The organism is Microbacterium sp. DWRC1-3, assembly GCF_049896645.1.
GTDB lineage: Bacteria > Actinomycetota > Actinomycetes > Actinomycetales > Microbacteriaceae > Microbacterium > Microbacterium maritypicum.
In genome coordinates, this window is record NZ_JAFCUS010000002.1 from 818,495 (window position 1) to 839,347 (window position 20,853).

At 70.0% G+C, this 20,853-nt stretch carries 18 protein-coding genes; 5 read left to right on the forward strand and 13 right to left on the reverse strand.

Annotated features, from left to right (window positions below):
* Positions 1 to 22: 22 nt before the first annotated feature.
* Together paaK and ACP699_RS16615 are read left to right on the forward strand one after the other, a co-directional pair.
* Positions 23 to 1,342, forward strand: coding sequence for a phenylacetate--CoA ligase PaaK (gene paaK, locus ACP699_RS16610; protein WP_426172365.1), 1,320 nt, complete (start codon positions 23 to 25; stop codon positions 1,340 to 1,342).
* Positions 1,343 to 1,418: 76 nt separating this feature from the next.
* The gene (locus tag ACP699_RS16615; RefSeq protein ID WP_055870647.1) at positions 1,419 to 2,060 is read left to right on the forward strand and encodes a TetR/AcrR family transcriptional regulator; all 642 of its coding nucleotides are present in this window, start codon (positions 1,419 to 1,421) and stop codon (positions 2,058 to 2,060) included.
* Positions 2,061 to 2,080: 20 nt separating this feature from the next.
* Here ACP699_RS16615 and paaZ read toward each other — a convergent pair whose 3' ends face one another.
* The 8 genes from paaZ to ACP699_RS16655 form a co-directional block, all read right to left on the reverse strand.
* Positions 2,081 to 4,162, reverse strand: a complete 2,082-nt coding sequence (paaZ, locus tag ACP699_RS16620) for a phenylacetic acid degradation bifunctional protein PaaZ (RefSeq protein ID WP_426172366.1) — start codon at positions 4,160 to 4,162, stop codon at positions 2,081 to 2,083.
* 11 nt (positions 4,163 to 4,173) lie between these two features.
* The gene (locus ACP699_RS16625) at positions 4,174 to 5,043 is read right to left on the reverse strand and encodes a 3-hydroxyacyl-CoA dehydrogenase family protein (RefSeq protein ID WP_127482022.1); all 870 of its coding nucleotides are present in this window, start codon (positions 5,041 to 5,043) and stop codon (positions 4,174 to 4,176) included.
* Positions 5,040 to 5,795, reverse strand: a complete 756-nt coding sequence (locus ACP699_RS16630; protein WP_055870657.1) for an enoyl-CoA hydratase/isomerase family protein — start codon at positions 5,793 to 5,795, stop codon at positions 5,040 to 5,042. The genes ACP699_RS16625 and ACP699_RS16630 overlap by 4 nt, the downstream gene beginning before the upstream one ends.
* Entirely contained in the window at positions 5,795 to 6,985 is a 1,191-nt protein-coding gene (locus tag ACP699_RS16635) for an acetyl-CoA C-acyltransferase (RefSeq protein ID WP_055870659.1), read from the reverse strand. Before ACP699_RS16635 ends, ACP699_RS16630 begins: the two co-directional genes overlap by 1 nt.
* Before the next feature lie 132 nt (positions 6,986 to 7,117).
* The gene (locus tag ACP699_RS16640) at positions 7,118 to 8,437 is read right to left on the reverse strand and encodes an MFS transporter (protein ID WP_055877546.1); all 1,320 of its coding nucleotides are present in this window, start codon (positions 8,435 to 8,437) and stop codon (positions 7,118 to 7,120) included.
* Between the two features lie 134 nt (positions 8,438 to 8,571).
* Positions 8,572 to 9,993 (reverse strand): dihydrolipoamide acetyltransferase family protein, encoded by a 1,422-nt coding sequence (locus ACP699_RS16645; RefSeq protein WP_426172367.1) that lies wholly within the window; start codon positions 9,991 to 9,993, stop codon positions 8,572 to 8,574.
* Complete coding sequence (locus ACP699_RS16650) at positions 9,990 to 11,015, reverse strand: alpha-ketoacid dehydrogenase subunit beta (protein ID WP_426172368.1); 1,026 nt, start codon at positions 11,013 to 11,015, stop codon at positions 9,990 to 9,992. Before ACP699_RS16650 ends, ACP699_RS16645 begins: the two co-directional genes overlap by 4 nt.
* Positions 11,012 to 12,130 (reverse strand): thiamine pyrophosphate-dependent enzyme, encoded by a 1,119-nt coding sequence (locus tag ACP699_RS16655; protein WP_426172369.1) that lies wholly within the window; start codon positions 12,128 to 12,130, stop codon positions 11,012 to 11,014. Before ACP699_RS16655 ends, ACP699_RS16650 begins: the two co-directional genes overlap by 4 nt.
* A gap of 151 nt (positions 12,131 to 12,281) precedes the next feature.
* Between ACP699_RS16655 and ACP699_RS16660 the strand changes: the two genes are divergently transcribed.
* The 3 genes from ACP699_RS16660 to ACP699_RS16670 all read left to right on the forward strand — a co-directional run bounded on the left by ACP699_RS16660 (position 12,282) and on the right by ACP699_RS16670 (position 15,768).
* Positions 12,282 to 12,719, forward strand: a complete 438-nt coding sequence (locus ACP699_RS16660; protein ID WP_318278909.1) for an Lrp/AsnC family transcriptional regulator — start codon at positions 12,282 to 12,284, stop codon at positions 12,717 to 12,719.
* 142 nt (positions 12,720 to 12,861) lie between these two features.
* Complete coding sequence (locus ACP699_RS16665; RefSeq protein WP_426172370.1) at positions 12,862 to 14,301, forward strand: aldehyde dehydrogenase family protein; 1,440 nt, start codon at positions 12,862 to 12,864, stop codon at positions 14,299 to 14,301.
* A 3-nt stretch (positions 14,302 to 14,304) separates the two neighbouring features.
* Entirely contained in the window at positions 14,305 to 15,768 is a 1,464-nt protein-coding gene (locus ACP699_RS16670) for a GMC family oxidoreductase (RefSeq protein ID WP_426172371.1), read from the forward strand.
* A gap of 162 nt (positions 15,769 to 15,930) precedes the next feature.
* Here ACP699_RS16670 and ACP699_RS16675 read toward each other — a convergent pair whose 3' ends face one another.
* Genes ACP699_RS16675 through ACP699_RS16695 form a run of 5 tightly spaced genes read right to left on the reverse strand, consistent with a single transcriptional unit; the run spans position 15,931 to position 20,671 of the window.
* Positions 15,931 to 16,302, reverse strand: coding sequence for a DUF202 domain-containing protein (locus tag ACP699_RS16675; RefSeq protein ID WP_235562608.1), 372 nt, complete (start codon positions 16,300 to 16,302; stop codon positions 15,931 to 15,933).
* A gap of 13 nt (positions 16,303 to 16,315) precedes the next feature.
* Positions 16,316 to 16,672: a YidH family protein gene (locus ACP699_RS16680; RefSeq protein ID WP_017828398.1), complete on the reverse strand. Its 357-nt coding sequence runs from the start codon at positions 16,670 to 16,672 to the stop codon at positions 16,316 to 16,318.
* Positions 16,673 to 16,704: 32 nt separating this feature from the next.
* Complete coding sequence (locus tag ACP699_RS16685; RefSeq protein WP_426172372.1) at positions 16,705 to 18,348, reverse strand: amidohydrolase; 1,644 nt, start codon at positions 18,346 to 18,348, stop codon at positions 16,705 to 16,707.
* A gap of 1 nt (position 18,349) precedes the next feature.
* Complete coding sequence (locus ACP699_RS16690; RefSeq protein ID WP_127482029.1) at positions 18,350 to 19,189, reverse strand: molybdenum cofactor biosynthesis F family protein; 840 nt, start codon at positions 19,187 to 19,189, stop codon at positions 18,350 to 18,352.
* A gap of 27 nt (positions 19,190 to 19,216) precedes the next feature.
* Complete coding sequence (locus ACP699_RS16695; RefSeq protein WP_055870686.1) at positions 19,217 to 20,671, reverse strand: APC family permease; 1,455 nt, start codon at positions 20,669 to 20,671, stop codon at positions 19,217 to 19,219.
* Between the last annotated feature and the right edge of the window lie 182 nt (positions 20,672 to 20,853).

A 20,853-nucleotide genomic window follows, 5' to 3' on the forward strand; every position in this document is an offset into this window, starting at 1 on the left:
CCCCCTGGAGCACCCCGTGTCGATGACGACCGCAACATCCTCCCGTGTCCGCCCGCCCGCAGCCGCCGAGCTCGATGCCGAAGAGCGCATGGGTTGCGACGAGATCGCCGCGCTCCAGCTCGCCCGACTGCAGCAGACCGTGCGCCACGCCTACGCGAACGTGCCTCTCTACACGCGCAAACTCGATGAGGCGGGGGTGCGTCCGGAAGACATCCGCACCCTCGACGACGTGCAGCTGCTGCCCTTCACGACCAAGGAGGATCTGCGCGAGACCTACCCGTTCGGGATGTTCGCGGTGCCGATGTCCGACGTCGCCCGCATCCACGCCTCCAGCGGCACCACGGGGCGACCCACGGTCGTCGGGTACACGCGGGGCGACCTCGACAGGTGGGCTTCGCTGGTGGCGCGCTCTCTGCGTGCGAGCGGGATCCGCCGCGGGATGAAGGTGCACAACGCCTACGGTTACGGGCTGTTCACCGGCGGTCTCGGCGCGCACGCGGGCATCGAAGCGCTCGGAGCGACCGCCATCCCCATGTCCGGCGGCCAGACCGCCCGCCAGGTGCAGCTCATCCTCGACTTCGAGCCGGATGCGATCCTGTGCACGCCGAGCTACCTCCTCACGATCGCCGACGCGATGGCTGCGCAGGGCGTCGACCCGCGCTCCACGTCGTTGAAGGTCGCGGTGCTGGGCGCCGAGCCGTGGTCGAACGAGATGCGTCACGAACTCGAACAGCGTCTGGGGATCGACGCCCTCGACATCTACGGGCTCAGCGAGGTCATGGGGCCGGGGGTGGGCAATGAGTGCCTCGAGACCAAGGACGGTCCGCATCTGTGGGAGGACCACTTCCTGCCGGAGATCATCGACGGGGACAGCGGGGCGGCGCTGCCGGACGGCGAACTCGGCGAGCTCGTCTTCACCTCCCTCACCAAGGAGGCGTTCCCCGTGATCCGCTATCGCACCCGCGATCTCACCCGGCTGCTGCCGGGGACCGCGCGTCCGGGGATGCGACGGATGGAGAAGATCACCGGTCGCAACGACGACATGATCATCCTGCGCGGTGTGAACCTGTTCCCCACGCAGATCGAGGAGCTGGTCCTGGGGATCGAGCAGCTGACCCCGCACTTCATCCTCGAGCTGTCGAAGGAAGGACGGATGGACACGCTGAAGGTGCGGATCGAGCGCCATCCCGACCTGTCCGTGGAGACCTGCCAGAGCGCGGCGGAGGTGCTCGCGCAGCGGATCAAGATCTTCGTGGGATCGACCGTCGCGGTGCAGCTCGCCGAGCCGGGGACGCTGCCTCGGAGCGAGGGGAAGTACAAGCGGGTGTACGACCTGCGGTGACGACCAGCGACACCGCGGTCGCCTCGCGGCCGATGCTCCGGTGCGCACGCCCCATCGGGTGCGAGACTGTGGGGTGATGTCCGAGATGCAGAGCACACGACGAGGCCGCCCCGGGTACGACCAGCAGGGGATCCTCGGTGTCGCCGTAGCCGCCTTCAACGAATACGGGTACGACGCCACGTCGATCGGCATGCTCGCCGAGCGGCTCGGTCTGTCGAAGTCGGCGATCTACCATCACTTCGGCTCGAAGGACGAGATCCTCGACCTCGCTCTCGACGCGGCCCTGAGCGGCCTCGAGGCCGTCGTGGAGAACCCGCTTCCCGAATCGGCCCAGGGGCCGGCTGCACCCAGCGCTGTCGACAGGCTCGAGCACGTGCTCCGCGGCGCCGTCCGTGTGCTCGTCGACCAGCTGCCGGCCGTGACGCTGCTGCTGCGCGTGCGGGGGAACACCGATGTGGAGCGCAAGGCGCTGATCCGCCGGCGGGCCTTCGACCGTCGGATCACCGCGCTCGTGTCGGAGGCGCAGAGCGAAGGCGCGCTGCGTGCCGACATCGATGCGAGCGTCGTCGCGCGACTCGTGTTCGGGATGATCAACTCGATCGTCGAGTGGTACCGCCCCGGCGGACGCGAGGGCGCCGACCGTCTCGCCGACGATGTGGTCGCTCTCGCTCTCGACGGGCTGCGCACGCGCGGTGAGGCCGGAGCCGCGGCCGTCTGACCCCGACTCCGGCGCCGCTGCTACGCCGCCGCCTGCTCCTTCGCGACCAGCGTGAGCACGTCGTAGGTGGCCACGATGTCATCGTGCTGATTCTTCAGCACGGCGTCCCAGCGCACCTCTCCATACTCGTCGGTCTCGCGGGGGGTGATCTGCTTCGCGGTGAGCTCCACACGGATGTCGTCGCCGGGGGAGACCGGCGTCACGAACCTCAGGTTCTCCAGCCCGGAGTTCGCCAGCACAGGACCGGGCGCCGGGTCGACGAAGAGACCCGCAGCCCACGACACCAGCAGATATCCGTGCGCGACGCGTCCGGGGAAGAACGGGTTCGCGGAGGCTGCGGTCTCATCCATGTGCGCATAGAACGTGTCGCCGGTGAACGCCGCGAACGTCTCGATGTCGTCGAGGGTCACGGTGCGCGAGCCGCTTCTGACCTGATCGCCCACGTGGAGCTCGGCCAGAGACTTGCGGAACGGATGCACGCCGCCGTCCTGCTCGTAGGGGCGCGCTGCCGCGCCCTGATGCCAGACGCCGGTGAGGGCGGTCATCATCGTCGGAGAACCCTGCACGGCCGTGCGCTGCATGTGATGCAGCACCGCGCGGATGCCGCCGAGCTCTTCGCCTCCGCCCGCGCGGCCTGGGCCACCGTGCACGAGGTTCGGGAGCGGGGAGCCGTGTCCGGTCGAGCTGCGGGCATCATCGCGGTCGAGGAAGAGCACGCGTCCGTTGTAGGCGGCCATGCCCGTCGCGAGCGCGACGGCGACCTCGGGGTCATGCGTGGCCACACTCGTCACGAGCGAGCCGCCGCCGCGTGCCACCAGGGCGCTCGCCTCGTCGAGGGTGCCGTAGCCGATGATGCTCGACACCGGGCCGAACGCCTCGATCTCGTTGACCGCCGGGCTCTGGGCATCGGGGAATCGCAGCAGCATCGGTGCGACGAAGGCGCCGTCGGGGGCGGGTCCTTCGCTGCCGTCGACGTGACGCACGATCGGGGCGTCGGTCGTACCGATCACGAGTTCTCCGCCACCGGCCTGCAGGCGCCCCACCTGACGCAGCACCTCTTCGCGCTGCGCGGTCGAGGCGAGCGGACCCATCGTGACCCCCTCGGCGCGCGGATCGCCGAGGACGACCCGCGCGGACAGCCGCTCGCGGACCGCGGCGATGACGTCGTCGACGGCAGCCGTCGGCACGATCGCGCGACGGATGGCCGTGCACTTCTGCCCGGCCTTCGTGGTCATCTCGGCGACGAGCTGCTTGATGTAGGCATCGAACTCGGGCGTGCCGGCGACGGCATCCGTCCCGAGGATCGAGGCGTTGATCGAGTCGGTCTCGCTCGTGAAGCGCACGCCTCCTGTCTGCACGCACTCGTGCGCGCGCAGCTGCTCTGCTGTCGACGCCGAACCGGTGAAGGCCACGAGGTCGCCGAGCCGCAGCTCGTCGAAGAGATCGGGCACGCTGCCGGAGACGAGCTGCAGCGAGCCCGCGGGGAGCAGACCGGACTCGACCATCACGCGCACCATCGCCTCGGCGAGATACCCGGTCGGGGTCGCCGGCTTCACCAGGGTGGGGACCCCGGCGAGGAATGCGGGAGCGAACTTCTCCAGCGCCCCCCAGACCGGGAAGTTGAAGGCGTTGATCTGCACCGCCACGCCCCGCAGTCGCGTGTAGATGTGGCGGCCGAGGAAGGAGCCGTCCTTGGAGAGGTTCTCCACGCCGCCGTCGACGTAGACCTTGGCGTTGGGCAGCTCGCGACGGCCCTTGCTGGAGTACGCGAACAGCACACCGATCCCACCGTCGATGTCCACCCACGAGTCCTGTGTCGTGGCGCCGGTGCGGCTGGAGAGCGCGTACAGCTCGGCCTTGCGTTCGGTGAGGGCGAGGGCGAGCTGCTTGAGCCGCACGGCGCGCTGGTGGAACGTGAGCTCCCCGAGCGAGGCCTGCCCGACCGTGCGGGCGTGGTCGAGCGCGGCACCCAGGTCGAGTCCGTCGGTCGAGACGCGGGCCACGACCTCTCCCGTCGAGGCATCACGCACCTCGGTGGCCCGAGCCGCGGACGCCGGCGTCCACCACTCTCCCTCGACGTAGCTGGGGAGGATCTCGGTCATCTCAGTTCCCTTCATGAGGCGTCCCATTCGTAGAAGCCGCGTCCGCTCTTGCGGCCGAGGTGGCCCTCGGCGACCAGGCGACGCAGCAGGGCCGGAGGTTCGAAGCGCTCACCCAGATGGGCGGCGAGGTACTCGGCGATGCCGAGCCGCACGTCGAGCCCGACGATGTCGGTGAGTCGGAGCGGTCCGACCGGATGCTTGTATCCGAGCGTCATCGCCGTGTCGATGTCTTCGGCGGAGGCGACGCCCTCCTCGAGCATGCGGATCGCCTCGAGTCCGAGCGCGACACCGAGCCGGGACGACGCGAAGCCGGGAGCATCGGCGACGACGATCGGCGTCTTGCCGAGGGCGGCGACCCAGCCGCGGGCGGAATCGACGAGCGGGGGAGCGGTGCTCGCTCCGCGCACGATCTCGACGAGCGTGGAGGCGGGCACCGGGTTGAAGAAGTGCATGCCGAGCAGGTGCGAGGGGCGATCGAGCACGGCGGCCAGCTCGTCGATCGAGATGGAGGAGGTGTTCGAGGCGATCACGGCGTCGGAGGCGACGTGTGCTTCGACACGGCGGAGCGCATCGATCTTGAGCGCGAGGTCCTCGGGCACCGCCTCGACGACGAGGGTGCACGGGGCGAACAGCGCGGCATCCGTGCCCGTCGCGAGACGCTCCCGATACTCCTCGACGGGTGCGAGCGCCGTGCCTCTGGCGATCGACGAGTCGACCGACTCGAGCACACGGGCGGCGGCCGCCTGTGCGGCGTCGGCATCGCGCTCGACGACGGTGACCCGGGAACCGGCGAGCAGGAACGCGTGGGCGATGCCGGCGCCCATACGTCCGCCGCCGAGCACGCCCACGTGCCCAGGGGCGAGGGAACTGGTCTCGGTCATCGGTCTCTCCGCTCCAGGAAGTCGGTCATCCGTCGGAATTTCTCCGGGCTCTCGAACAGCTCGGCCTGTGCCTCCAGGTCGACGGCGGGGTGGTGGTCACGAGGCGCGCGGAACACGCGCTTGGTCGCGATGGTGGCTGCCGGGTCGTTCCGGACGATGCGATCGACGATGGCGTGCGCGGCCGGCAGCAGGTCCGCCGGCTCGTGGATCGCCGAGACGAGTCCGATGCGCAGCGCCTCCTCGGCCTTCACGGTGCGACCGGTGAGCAGCAGCTCGATCGCCCTGGCATCTCCGACGATCTCCTTCAGCCGCCATCCGGCTCCTGCCGCGGCGAGGATGCCCAGTCCGGTCTCGGGGTTGCCGATGGCGATGGACGGGGTCGCGATGCGGATGTCGGCGGCATAGGCGAGTTCGGCTCCGCCCCCGAGCGCATATCCGTCGATCGCCGCGATGACCGGCATGGGCAGTTCGGCGAGGCGGATGAACGCGTGAGCGTTGATACCGCGCAGTGCGTCGGCCGCGCGGCGCTCGCGCAGCTCGGCGATGTCGGCCCCCGCCGCGAACACGCCGCCGGCGCCGGTGAGGATCAAGGGGCGCGGTGCGGCTTCGAGCTCGGCGCACAGCGCGTGCAGCGCATCGATGGTGGCCTGGTCGATCGCGTTGCGCTTGTGCGGACGATGGAGCGTCGCGACCACACGGTCCCCGTGGCTCTCGACGAGGAGGGGATCGCCGGCGGGCGAGGGTTCCGACATCACACCTTCTCCACGATCAGGGCGGCGCCCTGTCCGACGCCGACGCACATGGTGGCCAGGCCGTAGCGCGACCCCTCGCGTTCCATGCGGCCGAGGAGGGTGACCAGCAGTCGGGACCCGGACGAACCGAGCGGGTGGCCCAGGGCGATGGCTCCACCGTCGGCGTTCACGCGCGATTCGTCGAGACCGAGCCGTCGGATGCAGGCGATGGATTGCGTGGCGAAGGCCTCGTTGAGCTCGATCGAGCCGATGTCGTCGATCGAGAGGCCCGCCCGTCGCAGCGCCTTCTGAGTCGCGGGAACCGGACCGAGGCCCATGACCTCGGGCGCGAGGCCCGCACTGGTGCCGGCCACGATGCGGGCACGCGGCACCAGACCGTAGCGCTCGACTGCCGCAGCGCTCGCCACCACGATCGCGGAGGCACCGTCGTTGAGGGCGCTGGAGTTGCCCGCGGTGACGACCTGACCGCCGGCCACGACGGGGCGCAGCCGCGCGAGGCCCTCGAGCGTCGTCTCCGGCCGCGGACCCTCGTCGACCGTGACCTCGCCGGAGCCGACGGGCACGCCGACGATCTCCGCCTCGAACCGCCCGCCCGCGATCGCCGCGGCGGCGCGCTCCTGCGAGCGCAGCGCGAAGGCATCCGCCTCGTCGCGGCTGATGCCGTCGACGCGGGCGACCTCCTCCGCCGTCTCCGGCATCGAGAACGTCGCCTTCTCGCGCGCTAGCAGGCGCGGATTCGGGAAGCGCCAGCCGATCGAGGTGTCGAACGCAGCACCGGGCTTCGCCCAGGCCTTCTCCGGCTTGGCCTGCACCCAGGGCGCCCGGGTCATCGACTCGACTCCGCCGGCGAGGATCACATCGGCGTCGCCGGCGCGGACGGCCTGCGCCGCCATCGTGACGGCGGACATCCCCGAGGCGCAGAGCCGGTTGACCGTGATTCCGGGGACGCTGTCGGGAAGCCCCGCGAGCAGCACCGCCATCCTGGCGACGTTGCGGTTGTCCTCGCCCGCCTGGTTGGCGGCACCGAGGATGACCTCGTCGATCTCGACCTGCAGCGGGTCGATTCCGGCGCGCAGCGCCGCTTCGCGCACGACGATCGATGCGAGGTCGTCCGGGCGGACGGAGGCGAGGGCGCCACCGTAGCGTCCGACCGGGGTGCGTACGCCTCCCACGAGGTATGCCTCGGTCATGCGGAACTCCTGACTGCGTTGTCTCGACGGGTGGCCCGTGTCCGGACGATCGATCCGAATTACTGACCGATCGTCCGGTAATTATGTCACAGACTCAGGGATCGCTGCGATCCCGGGTGCTCGGCCCGAGGCTCACGTGAGCAGATCGACGCCCTTGGTCTCCTTGACGAGGGAGACTCCGATGAGCGAGATCACCGCGGCGACCGCGATGTAGACGCCGATCGTCCAGGCCGCGTGGAACTGGTTCATCAGGGCTTCGGCGATCATCGGCGCGAACGCCCCGCCGAGGATCGCGCCGAGGGCGTAGCCGATGGAGACTCCCGAGTAGCGCACGTTCGCGGGGAACATCTCGGCGTAGAGCGCGGCCTGGGGCCCGTAGGAGAGACCGAGCGCGAACGTCATCACGAACAACGCCACGAAGTACCAGAGGATGTTCGCGGTATCGATCAGGAACCACATCGGCACCGCCCACAGGGCGAGTGCGACGTACCCGATCTGGAAGGTGCGGATGCGACCGAGTCGATCGGAGAGGTGTCCTCCCCAGAGGGTGAAGATGAGCCATCCGAACGAGGCGAGCGTCGTCGCCAGCAGAACCGGAGGGCGCTCCATGCCGAGCGTCGCGACGGCGTAGGTCGCGAAGAACGCGATGAGCAGGTAGCCCGCCGCGTTGTTGGCGATGAAGATGATCGCGGTCAGGACCACCTGCTTGGTGTTCTGGCGGAACAGGCGGCTCAGCGGGGCGGATGCCTCCTTGCGGCGACGTCGCAGATCCTCGAAGACCGGGCTCTCGTCGACGGCGCGGCGGATCACGTAGCCGACCGCGATGAGCACGATCGAGAGCAGGAACGGGATGCGCCAGCCCCACTCGAGGAAGGCCTCCGGCGACATCGAGCTGGTGAGCACCCACAGCGTCGAGGTGGCGAGGATCATGCCGACGGGGACACCGATCTGCGGGAACGCGCCGAAGAGTCCTCGTCGGTTGCTCGGCGCATGCTCGACCGCCATCAGTGCGGCTCCGCCCCACTCGCCGCCCGCGGAGAATCCCTGCACGATGCGGAGCAGGATCAGCAGGATGGGCGCGGCGACGCCGATCGCGGCGTAGGTCGGCAGGATGCCGATGAGCGATGTGGACAGCCCCATCATGATGAGGGTGAGCACGAGCATCTTCTTGCGCCCGAGCTTGTCGCCGAGGTGGCCGGCGACGATCGCGCCGAGGGGGCGGAAGAGGAAGGAGATGCCGATGGTCGCGAACGAGAGGACCTGGGCGAAGCCGGGGCTCTCCTGGGCGATCGGGGCCAGGAACAGCGGTGCGAGCACCAATCCCGCGGCCTGGGCGTAGATGAAGAAGTCGTACCACTCGATCGAGGTGCCCACGAGGGTGCCGGCGAGCACCCGCCGTTCTTCGGCGGGCATCCGTGCGGACGAGGTGCGGTCGGAGACTGCTGACGTCATGCGAACTCCATTGTTCTGCGATTCCGGGAGGGGAGGGCGACGAGGCGCCCCGGCTATTCATGACCGAATGGTCGGTCAGTAATTGCCGAGCGTAGCGCATAGGCGCCGTCGGAATCGAGAACCCGCGCTTTCGGTCAGACCCTCCCGAACGCTCGCAGGGGGTGCTCGATGAGTTCGGTAACCCGCCGCAGGAAGCCGGCAGCGTAGCCGCCGTCGCACACGCGGTGGTCGAACGCGAGCGAGACCTGGACGATCCGGCGTGCCACGATCGCCCCGTCGACCACCCACGGACGCTCGATGATCCGACCGATGCCGAGGATCGCCACATCGGGGTGGTTGATGATCGCGGCCGAGCCGTCGACGCCCAGGCCTCCGTAGTTGTTGAGCGTGAAGGTCGACCCGCGCAGGCGCTCCGGCGGCATGGTGCCGGAGCGCGCCGTGACGGTGAGTTCGCGCAGCGCCGTGTCGAGCTGTGCCACGGTGAGCTCGTGGGCGCGGGGGAGCACCGGCACCAGGAGCCCCCGTTCCGTATCCGCGGCGATCCCGAGGTTCACGCCGTCGAAGGAGATGATCTCGTCTCCGCTCTCGCTGAGCCGCGACGCCAGCAGAGGATGGTCCTCCAGCGCGAGCAGCACGAAGCGGGCGAGGAGTGCGGTCAGGGACGGCGCCTTCCCGCCCTCGGGGGCCATCTGCCCGCGCAGGTCCCACAGGGCCGTGGCGTCGACGTCGACCCAGACGGTGGCCTCGGGGATCTCGGACCTGCTGCGGGTGAGCTTGGCGCTGACGGCCCGGCGCAGGGGAGACATCCGTTCGCGGGCGCGCACCCCGAGCCCGTCCACGGTCTCGCCGGTTCGAGGTCCTGTGGTGCCGGCGTGGTGGGCGGCGGCGCCGTCGACGGCGCTGTCCACGGCGGCTCGCAGCACGTCGGCGCGGGTGACGGCGCCGTCGGCGCCGGTCGCGGTGATCGCGTGTACGTCGAGACCGAGGTCCCTGGCGAGTCGACGCACGAGCGGGGAGCGGACGGCGACCGGGCGGCGGTCGGCCGGACCCGAAGGCGCGGGAGCCTCGGAGGTGCGGGGCGCGGCATGCGACGCCGTCGGCGCCGGCGTCGAGACCTGCTCTCGCGGCGCGGTCACCGAGGCGGCGGACGGGCGGCGTCGTCCCTTCGTGGTGCGCGCGGTCGTTCCATAGCCGATGAGGACGTTCCCGGAACCCGCGCGCTCCTCCTCGCGGTACGCCTCGTGCTCGGGCTGCGCCCCAGGAGGCGGGGCGGACGGCGCCGGCGATGTCAGGGGATCGGCCACTTCGAGCACCGGGGCGCCGACGTCGATCGTGTCGCCGGCGGTGCCGTGCAGCGCGGTGACAACCCCGGCGAAGGGCGACGGCAGCTCGACGATGCTCTTCGCGGTCTCGACCTCGGCGATCGGCTGATCGGTCGTGATGGTGTCGCCCACGGCGACGAGCCACTGCACGAGGCCCGCTTCGGTCAGGCCCTCACCGAGGTCGGGGAGCCGGAACACCTGGGCGCCCGCATGCGGCTTCAGCGGAGTGCTCATGCCTCGTCCTCCCAGTGCAGCGTGTCGATCGCGTCGAGCACGCGGTCGACGTCGGGGAGGTACCAGTGCTCGAGCTTCGGAGGCGCGTAGGGGGTGTCGAAGCCCGTCACCCGTCGTACGGGAGCGGCGAGGTACTCGAAGCAGCGCTCGAACACCCTGGCCTGGATCTCGGACGCCACACTCACGTAGCCCGGCGCCTCGGCGATCACGACGGCGCGACCGGTCGACTTCACGGCGGCCGTCACGGTGGCGTCATCGAACGGCGAGAGCGAGCGGACGTCGACGACCTGCACGCTGCGTCCTTCGGCGGCGGCGACCTCGGCCGCTTCGAGCGCCAGAGCCACGGAGGCTCCGTAGGCCAGAAGCGTCACATCCGTGCCGTCGCGGGCGACGCGTGCTGTTCCCAGCTCCGCCGTGATCGAGGTGTCGACCTCGCCCTTGGCCCAGTAGAGCTTCTTGGGCTCGAGGAAGATCACAGGGTCGGGGGAGGCGATGGCCGCACGCAGCAGGGAGTAGGCATCCTGCGGCGTGGACGGGCTGACGACGGTCAGGCCCGGCGTGTGCGCGTAATAGGCCTCGGACGAGTCGCAGTGATGCTCGACACCGCCGATGCCGCCGCCGAACGGGATGCGGATCACCAGAGGCATCCGCATACCGCCGCGGGTGCGGTTGCCGAGCTTGGCGACATGGCTGACGACCTGCTCGAACGCGGGGAGCGCGAACGCGTCGAACTGCATCTCCACCACGGGACGCAGACCGTTCATGGCCATGCCGACGGCGGTGCCGACGATGCCGGATTCCGCGAGTGGGGTGTCGAAGCAGCGCTCTTCGCCGAAGCGCGCGGTGAGTCCGTCGGTGATGCGGAAGACGCCGCCCAGCGCGCCCACGTCCTCGCCGAAGACCACGACATCCGGATCGGACTCGATGGCGTCGGCCAGCGCTCTGTTGAGCGCGGCAGCCATCGTCATCGTCGTCGTGCCGGACGCGGTCTCGGTGCGGGTGTCGTCCTGTGCGATCGTCATCGGTGGCCTCCGTTCAGGGTGCTTCCGGCATCGACGAGACCGGAGCGCTCGATCTCGTCACGCAGCAGGTGCCACTGCTCATCGAGCTGCGGGGATCGGGTCGCGGTCACGAAGCGGAACAGGTCTTCGGGATCGAGGTCGGCATCGGTGTTCAGGGCGGCCCTCATCGCGGTCGCGATCTCCTCCGCGCCCGCCGCGAAGCGCTCCTCGGCCTCGGCGTCGAGTGCGCCGGTGGAGGTGAGGTGTGCGCGCAGTCGCACCAGCGGATCGCGGGCGACCCAGGCCTGCACCTCGTCGCGCTCGCGATAGCGGGTGTCGTCGTCGGCGTTGGTGTGCGCCTGCATCCGATACGTGTGCGCCTCGATGAGGGACGGGCCCCCGCCGGCACGGGCGCGAGACACGGCATCGCCGAGCACGGCGAGGACTGCAGCGACGTCGTTGCCGTCGACGCGCTGTCCCGGCATCCCGTAGCCGACGGCTTTGTGGGCGAGGGAGGGGGCCGCCGTCTGCCGCGCGAGCGGGACCGAGATCGCGAACTCGTTGTTCTGCACGAAGAAGACGACGGGGACGTGGAACACCGCGGCGAAGTTCATCGCCTCGTGGAAGTCGCCCTCGCTGGTCGCACCGTCGCCGCAGAGGGCGAGCACCACGGTGTCCTCGCCCCGATGCTTCGCGGCCTGGGCGAAGCCGACCGCATGCAGCAGCTGCGTGGCGAGCGGCGTGGCCTGCGGGGCGACGCGATGCGCGCGCACGTCGTACCCCGAGTGCCAGTCGCCCTTGAGGAGGACCATGGCGTCGGCGGGCTCGACCCCGCGAGCGATCACGGCGACCGAGTCGCGATAGGTCGGGAACAGCCAATCGGTGGAGCCGAGCACCATCGCGGCGCCGACCTGGCAGGCCTCCTGGCCGTGCGAAGACGGGTAGACGGCGAGGCGCCCCTGGCGCACCAGGGCTCCGGCCTGATCGTTGATGCGCCGGCCCTCGACGAGCCCGCGGTAGGCGGCCAGGAGGGTGTCGGTGTCGGGGAGCGCGTAACGGTCGTCCACGACCGGCGCTCCGCTCTGGTCGATCAGTTGCACCGCGGTGTCTCGCGGGAGCAGGTCGGTGTGCAGCATGCGTTCGCCCTCCTTGCCGAACTCGGTGAGGACAGCTTGCCCGCGGAGCGACAGTCATCCAAGATCTTTTGAAGAATCCTGGATGAATGTGGCTGGAGTGAGGCATTCTTGATCGAAGTGTCAGAAATACTGCGCTGAGGAAAGGGGTCGCATGGTCGCTCTGGACGAGACGGATCGCGCGATCCTCGAGGAGCTGCGCCGTGACGCGCGGGCATCGATGACGGCGATCGCGGACGCGGTGCACATCTCCCGCGCCGGCGCCCATGCGCGGATCAAGCGCCTGACCGATGCCGGCGTCATCATGGGGTACTCCGTGCGCACCGATCCCGTGCTCCTCGGGCACCACGCCAGCGCGTATGTGACCCTCGCGATCGAGCAGGCGACGTGGCAGGCCGTGAGCGAACGGCTGCGCTCGATACCCGAGATCGAGCACATGGCGCTGGTCGGGGGCGACTTCGACGTGATCCTGCTGGTGCGGGCGAATGACGCTCGCGATCTGCGTCGCATCGTGTTGGAGGACATCCAGGCGATCCCGTCGATCCGCTCGACGAGGACCACGCTCATCTTCGAGGACTACCCCCGCAACTGAGCCCCGACCGGATCATCCTTCGCACTCGGACATCTGCGGCGCGCTCCGCGACAAGTGCGGTGACGGTGCTCGTCCGAGAATGAGAGGACGACCGGCGTCCACCCCGCCGCCGGCCAGCGCCACGCTCGAAGGAGAGACACCGATGTCCGATTCCGCAGCTTCCGCAGCCGCAGCGCTGCTCGACCGCATCCAGGCGCCCGAGGGTGCCGGCCGCGAGATCCCGGATGCCGCGACCCGCGAGGTCATCGGCAGAGCACCCGTCGCCACGGTCGACGACCTCGACGACGCGATCGCGAGGGCGAAGGCCGCGCAGCCGGGCTGGGAGGCGCTCGGGCACGAGAAACGCAGCGCGCTGCTCCTCGCCGCGGCCGACGCGATCGACGCCAACGCCGAAGGCCTCGCCCATCTGCTCTCCCGCGAGCAGGGCAAGCCGCTCAACGGCCCGAACGCCCGCTTCGAGCTGGGTGCCTGCTCGGCGTGGCTGCGCACCAACGCCACCACGGTGCTCGAGTCGCAGGTGCTCGTCGACGACGACACCATGCACGCCGAGCTCGTCTACAAGGCCGCAGGCGTCGTCGGCGCGATCGGTCCCTGGAACTGGCCGCTGATGATCACGATCTGGCAGATCGGTCCGTCGCTGCGCATGGGCAACACGGTCGTGGCCAAGCCGAGCGAGTACACGCCGTTGAGCGTGCTCGCGATGATCGCGGTGATGAACGAGGTGCTGCCGGACGACGTGCTGATCGGCGTCTCCGGCGATCGTGAGGTGGGTGCTCGACTGTCGTCGCACCCCGACATCGACAAGATCATGTTCACCGGCTCGACCGCCACCGGCCGCCGCATCATCGAGAGCTCCGCCGGCAACCTGGCCCGTCTCACCCTCGAGCTCGGCGGCAACGATGCGGGGATCGTGCTGCCGGGCACGGACGTCGCCGCCATCGCGGAGGATCTGTTCTGGGGGGCGTTCATCAACACAGGTCAGACCTGCGCGGCGATGAAGCGTCTGTACGTGCACGACTCCGTCTACGACGACGTCGTCGATGCGCTGGCGGCGATCGCCGGTTCCGTGCCGATGGGCAACGGCCTCGATGAGGGCAATGTGCTCGGGCCGCTGCAGAACCGTCCGCAGTTCGACATCGTCAGCCGCCTGGTCGAGGATGCGAAGAGCCGCGGCGCGCGCATCGTCACCGGTGGAGAGGCGGCGCCCGAGCTCGGCGAGCTCTTCTACCGGCCCACCATCGTCGCCGACATCGACAACGATGCGGCGCTGGTGCAGGAGGAGCAGTTCGGCCCCGCGCTTCCCGTGATCCGCTACACCGACGTGGACGAGGCGTTCGCCTGGGCGAACGCGGTCGATGTGGGCCTCGGAGCCTCCGTGTGGGCGAGCGATCCTGAGGCGGCGCGCGATGCGGCGTCGCGGATGCAGTCCGGAACGGTGTGGATCAACTCCCACGGAGGACTGCACCCGATGGTGCCGTTCGGCGGTGTCAAGAGCTCGGGCTACGGCCTGGAGTTCGGCGTCGAGGGCCTCAAGTCCGTCGCCGTCACCCAGGTCGTCTCCGGCCCCGCCCGGAAGGCCTGACCGATGCGCTCCGTCATCGTCGTCGGCGCAGGGACCTCGGGCGCGATCATCGCACGACGCCTGAGCGACGCGGGGGTCGATGTCACCCTCATCGAGGCCGGCGGCTACGACACGAACCCCGCCATCCACGATCCGTCCCGTGCGGGGGAGCTGTGGCACTCCGTCGAGGACTGGGACTTCTTCACCGTTCCGCAGGAGCACGCGGGCGGGCGCCGCCTGCACCTCCCGCGAGGGAAGGTGACGGGCGGATCGCATGCCCTCAACGCCATGATCTGGGTGCGCGGCGCCGCCTCCGACTACGACGCGTGGGAACGCGCAGGGGCCACGGGGTGGGGCTGGTCCGAGGTGGAGCCGGTGTATCAGGCGATCGAGAACGATCTGCTGCCCGTGACCGACGACTACCCCCTCTCGCCGATCCAGGCGTCGATCATCGACGCCACGGTGCAGGAGGGCCTGCCGCACAACCCCGACTACAACGGGGGAGTGCTCGACGGCGTCTCGCAGGAGCAGGTCACGATGCGGGACGGGCGACGTGTCAACACCTGGACCGCCTACGCGCAGCCGGTGGCCGAGCGCATGACGATCCGCACCGGCGTCGAGGTGCACTCGGTGATCGTGCGCGACGGCCGAGCGGTCGGCGTGCGCCTGGGGGAGGGCGAGGGTGCGGAGGAGGTGTTCGCCGACGACGTGATCCTCTCCGCCGGGGCGATCGGTTCCCCCGTGATCCTGCTGCGCTCGGGGATCGGCCCCGCGGCGGATCTCGCCGCGCTCGGGATCCCGGTCGTGCACGATGCGCCCGGTGTCGGCGCCAACCTCCACGACCACCTCCTCTCACCCGTGATCTTCACCACCCGTCGTCCCGTCGGGCCCCCGCAGCCGGGGGTGTCCGTCACCCAGACGCATCTCTTCTGGCGAAGCCGCGACGATCTGGCAGAGCCCGACACGCAGCCGATCCACTTCTCCGTGCCCATGTGGGGCGATCTCGACCCTCGTGGTGACGACGGGTTCACGCTGATGGCGGGCCTGGTGACGCCGCACAGCCGGGGGCGTCTGACGCTGTCCGGCCTTGGTCTGGCCGACCCGCCCCTGATCGACCTCGCCGCGCTCCAGGACGATCGCGACGTGGCCGCGCTGGCCGCATCCGTGCGTCAGTGCCGTCGCATCGGTGCGCGTCCTGCGCTGGGCGAGGAGTGGGGGGCGATCGAGGCGTACCCCGGTCCCGAGATCGCCGACGATCAGGTCGAGGACTGGGTGCGTCGCACGGCCATCACCTACCACCACCAGGTCGGTACCTGTCGGATGGGGTCCGACCCCGAAGCCGTGGTCGATGCCCGTCTGCGCGTGCAGGGGGTGGAGGGTCTGCACGTCATGGACGCCTCGGTCATCCCGACCGTGCCCACCGGCAACACGAACGCACCGGCTGCGATGATCGGCGAGCGCGGCGCCCGATTCCTGCTCGAGGACTGAAGGTCCGGCAGAACGCCGGCACGCCGAGGCATGGCGGAACGCGGTGCCCCCGCTCGACGACGAGGGCCCGCTGTTCCGGCTGCGCCCCCACGCCGAGAGCTGCCGTCTGCGCCGATCGACCTCTTCCCGGTCGGTCTGCCGAGCCGACCGTGCCGCGTTCGTTCACATCAGCGGCAGCGCGACGGCGACGAAGATCACCGCGATCGCCCCGAAACCCGTCGCGAACACGGTGAGCAGGAGCAGGAGGGCACCGCCGGGAAGCGCGCCCGCGGCGCTTCCGGTGAGCACCGCGGTCGCGCGGCGCTGTCGTCTTCGTGCCGCGACCCAGAGCACACAGGCGGTGCCGACGCCGACGACTCCGGGAGCGAAGCCCCAGGCGGCGAAGGCGGGAGGCATCACGAGGGGGAAGACCCGCAGCGAGAGCAGCGAACCGATCGCGATCGCGAGCGCGGTGCGCCGCCACGCCAGCTCGGTCCGCTCCGGCTGCAGGCCGGGATCGTACAACCGGGGCGGTGACGCGGTGCGGCGCATCATGATCCCGACGCGCTCAGCGCCACAGGACGCCGGCCAGGACCAGCAGTCCGACCGTCACGACCACGACGGCGAGGAGGATCGCGGACAGGGCTCCGGGCAGCGGTCGCGACTGCCGCAGCGCCCGTTCCGCGCGCATCCACTCCCACCAGGCGAGGGGTGCGACAACGGTCCCGGTGACCATCAGCAGCAGCGACGCCGCAAGGCGGAAGCCCGGATGCAGATCCAGACCCAGCACCTCGAGAGCCACGCCGCCGGCGATCAGTGCGAGCGCGGTTCGGGTCCAGGCCAGGAACGTCCGCTCGTTGGCGAGCGAGAATCGCGGATCCGGCTCTTCTCCGACGGAGTACACGGAGGAGGGGAAGCGTCGCATCGCCTCATCGTATCGGCGCGCCGCTTCCCCGATCAGTCTCCGTGCACGCGGCGGCCGGCGAACCACGTCGACACGACCGGGGTGCGCACGATCTCGTCGGCGGGTCCCGCGATCGCATCACGCGCGAGCACGACGAAGTCGGCGGACTTCCCGGGGGTGAGAGAGCCGGTCTCGGCGCCGAGGCCCATCGCGGTCGCCGCGTTGATCGTGAAGACCTCCAGCGCCTCCTCGGCCGTGATGGCCTGTTCCGGCCAGAGCGTTCCCGGAGCGCGGCCGAGAGGATCGGCCCTGGTCACCAGGCCCTGCAGTCCCTCCAGGGTGTTCGGGGACTCGCTCACGGGCCAGTCGCTGCCTCCGGCGACCAGCGCTCCGGCGTCGAGCAGCGCGCGGTTGGGCTGAGAGTGCTCGGCCCGATCGCCGAGCACGTCGGCGAGGGCCTGCGGGATCACTCCCGGGTACCAGATGAACGGGGAGATGTCGGCGGAGACGTTCAGCGCCGCCAGACGAGGGATGTCGGAGTCGGCGAGGAACTGGCCGTGCGCGATCTGCACGGGCGTGGTGAAGCCCTCCGAGCGCAGCCGCTGCGCGGCATCGAGGACCAGGCGGGCCGAGCCGTCTCCTGTGCAGTGCACCTTGGCACCGAGTCCCCGCTCGGCGACGGCGCGCAGCCACCCGGTGAGCTCGTCCAGGCTCATGGTCGTCTCGCCGTGGAAGTGCGCACCGTGGGCTGCGTCGGCCGGATAGGGGTCGAGGAATGCGGCCGTGTGCGCCGGCGGAACGCCGTCGAGGAAGATCTTCACGAAGTCGGGACGATGATGCCGGGAGCGGAACTCCTCTCCGCGGTCGAGGAGAGCAGCGCCGATCGGATCGAAGCCGAAGATCTCGTCGTTGATCAGCAGGGACGACACGACCCAGGCATGCAGCTCGTCGGCGCCGTCGAGATCGGCGAGCGCGCGGAGGATGTCCACCGAGACACCCGCATCCTGGAACGTCGTGACGCCGTAGGAGTTGAGGATCTCGACGCCGCGCCGGGAGGCCGCCGCGTGCTGTTGCGGCGTGAGGCCACCCGTGCGGTCGTACGCCTCCTGCACAGGGATCCCCGCGGCCTCCAGCAGCACGCCGGAGGGCGTGCCGTCGTCGGGGTCGAGCAGCGTCACACCCGCGTCGGGAATGCTCTGCACCGTGATCCCTGCGAGCTCGAGCGCGCGACTGTTCGCCCAGCGGTTGTGACGCGAGTCCTCCATCAGCATCACCGGGCGCCCTCCGCTCGCCTCGTCCAGACGACGGCGACTGGCCGTGTTCGCGAGGGCCGGCAGCAACGTCGTCGCGACAGCGCCGCCGACGATCCAGGCGTCCTCCGGCAGATCGGCGGCCTTCTCCCGCACCCGGTCGAGCACCTGGTCGAGCGTCAGCGACGGAGCGAGCGACAGCTCGAACAGGTCCGTGCGCCCGGCGAGGGCGTGGTGGTTGTGCACGTCGACGAAGCCGGGATACACGGCCGCGTCGCCGACCTCGAGCAGTCGGGTCCTGCGCCCGCGGAGCCCCTCCATGTCGGAGCGCGCCCCGACGGCGAGGATGCGGCCGTCGCGCACGGCGAAGGCCTCGACCACGGGGTTCGCACGGTCGGCCGTGCGGATCACGGAACCGGTGACGATGAGGTCGGCGACGTCGGTCATCTCACACGCCTCCGAAGGTCGCAGGCTCCAGCTCCGGCGCATGCAGCGTCGTGGAGAGCAGACGTCCGTGGGCGCCGAACGTGAAGTGCGTCGGCACCTCTCCGCTCTCGTCGAGGCCGAACAGCACCCCGTGCGAGCGGATGGCGTTCACGTCGCGGTGGTCGGCGATGGTCACCGATGCGCAGGGGATGACCTTCTCGCGCCAGGCGAACACGTAGATGCCGGGGCGGATCTGCCACACGCTGTTCTCATCGGTGTCGGCGAGTCCGCGCTCGGGGCCGGCGAGGCACTGCCACGAGTACCACCGCGACGACAGGTAGACGTGCTCGTAGGCGTGCTCCTCGCTGTAGACCCACTCGACGCGGCGACCGATGAGCGTGGTCGTGGGAGCGGCCTCGGCCCCGCGCGCTTCGATGCCCTCGATCACGCCGGGGGCGAAGTGGTGCTGCACCCGGGTGCGGCCCTGCTCCGGCGCCGGCAGGATCTCGGAGAGGACGGCCAGAGCGCGTCCCTGACGCAGGTCGAGCACGAGCGAGACGGCCTCGTTCGGCAGATAGCGGTGGTGAAACTGCACGAAGTAGAGCTGCTCGTCGACCTCGAACGCCTCGTAGTCGTCGGTGTCGGACGCGGCTTCGGTGTCGTCCTCCGCTCCCGGGTGGTAGTCCCAGGTGACGGTGGACTCGGCGAATCGGTGCACGATGCGGGTGCCACGCCCGTCGACGACCGTGACCTCGGTGCCGCTCAGCGCGGTGGAGTGGGGGGCCTTGTTGGCGTCGAAGCCGGGAGCGAGCCCCTCCAGCGGCAACCAGGTCGAGGTGTCGGCGGGGTTCAGCGTGGTCATGGGTTCTCCTTCGGTGGGGGAGCCGGTTCAGCGGTCGCTGAACTTCTCCAGGTCGGTGGCGAGGCCCTCGTAGACGGCCGGCTTGGTGCGCTTCAGGTAGGCGCCGTACCCGATGCCGCCGATCAGGGCGACGATGAGGAGCAGGGGCATCAGACGGATGGCGAGCTCCTCCGATCCGGCGACGATGTTGAAGTTCACCACCGCGAGGACCGAGATCGCTGCGATGCCGAGGAAGCCGATGCCGGGGGCGATGAACGTGCTCCACCACCGCGGATCCTGGCGCCGACGGAAGTACACCACGATCGAGATCGCGGCCAGGCCCTGCAGGATGAGCACGCTCAGGGTGCCGAAACCGAGCATGGCGGGGACGAGCGTGAGGATCGGGTCCGCGCCGGCGAGAGCGAAGATGATCGCCACGACGGCGGCGAACCCGGCCTGCACGATCCCCGCAAGTTGCGGGGCGCCGTTCGGGCGGGTGCGCGCCAGAGCCTGCGGGAGGATCTTCGCCCGTCCCAGCGAGTACAGGTACCGGGTCGCCGAGTTGTGGAACGCGAGCATGGCGGCGAACAGGCTCACCAGCAGCAGGATCATCATCACGGTCGTGAGCGGGCCGCCCAGGTACTGCTGCGAGATGGAGAAGATCAGGTCGCCGGTGGGCAGGTGCTCCAGTGCGGTGGCCTGGGCCTGCGCCACACCCGTCGCGCTCACCACCGCCCACGTGGTGACACCCAGGATGACGCCGATCGCGATGATCGAGGTGTAGGTCGCCCGGGGGATCGTGCGCAGTGGCTGCTTGGCCTCCTCGCTGAACAGCGCCGTCGCCTCGAAGCCGAGGAATCCGGTCGCCGCCAGCAGCAAGCCGATCGGCAGCGAGCCGGAGAACACGGCCTCGGGGCTGAACGCCGAGACGTCGTAGCCGGTCTGCACGAGGACCGAGATGTCGAACACCACGAGCATCAGCACCTCGAGCACGAGGCAGACCCCCAGGATCTTCGAGCTGAAGTCGACGCCGACTCTCGCCAGCACGAAGCACACGACGATGGAGAGCAGACCCCACACGAGCCAGTGCACGTCGAGGCCGGTGAGGTCGCGGATGATCGTCTGCATGAAGAACCCGCTGGTCCCGATCGTGCCGACGACGAAGAAGTTGTAGCCGAGCGTCGCGATCAGACCGGCGATCAGTCCGCCGGTGCGGCCGAGGCCCTTCACGACGAAGGCGTAGAAGCCTCCCGCGTTAACGAGCTGCTTCGACATCTGGGCGTACCCGATCGCGAACAGCAGCAGGATCGCCGCCACCAGGAAGAACGACATGGGCGTGCCGCCGCCGTTGCCCAGCGCGATCGCGAGCGAGGCCACGACCACGATGCCGGTCAGCGGGGCGACAGCGGCGAGGACGAGGAAGACGATCCCGGCGACGCCGAGGGCGCCGGGCCGGAGAGAGGTGTGCGTGTGCGTCGTGGACGCGGATGTCGGGTCTGCCACGTCGGCTCCTTTGCTCGGTGACGGCCGTGCGGACACGGCATCGACGACGAGGGGAATCGTCGATAGAGCGAGTCTGCTCGTGCTGTCGGCGGTGCGCTTGACCCTGAGGGAAAGACGATGGTGTCAGCGTGCACAGCCCGCTCCCGTGCTTTCGACACCGCACCGGCGGGGGAGCAGGATGG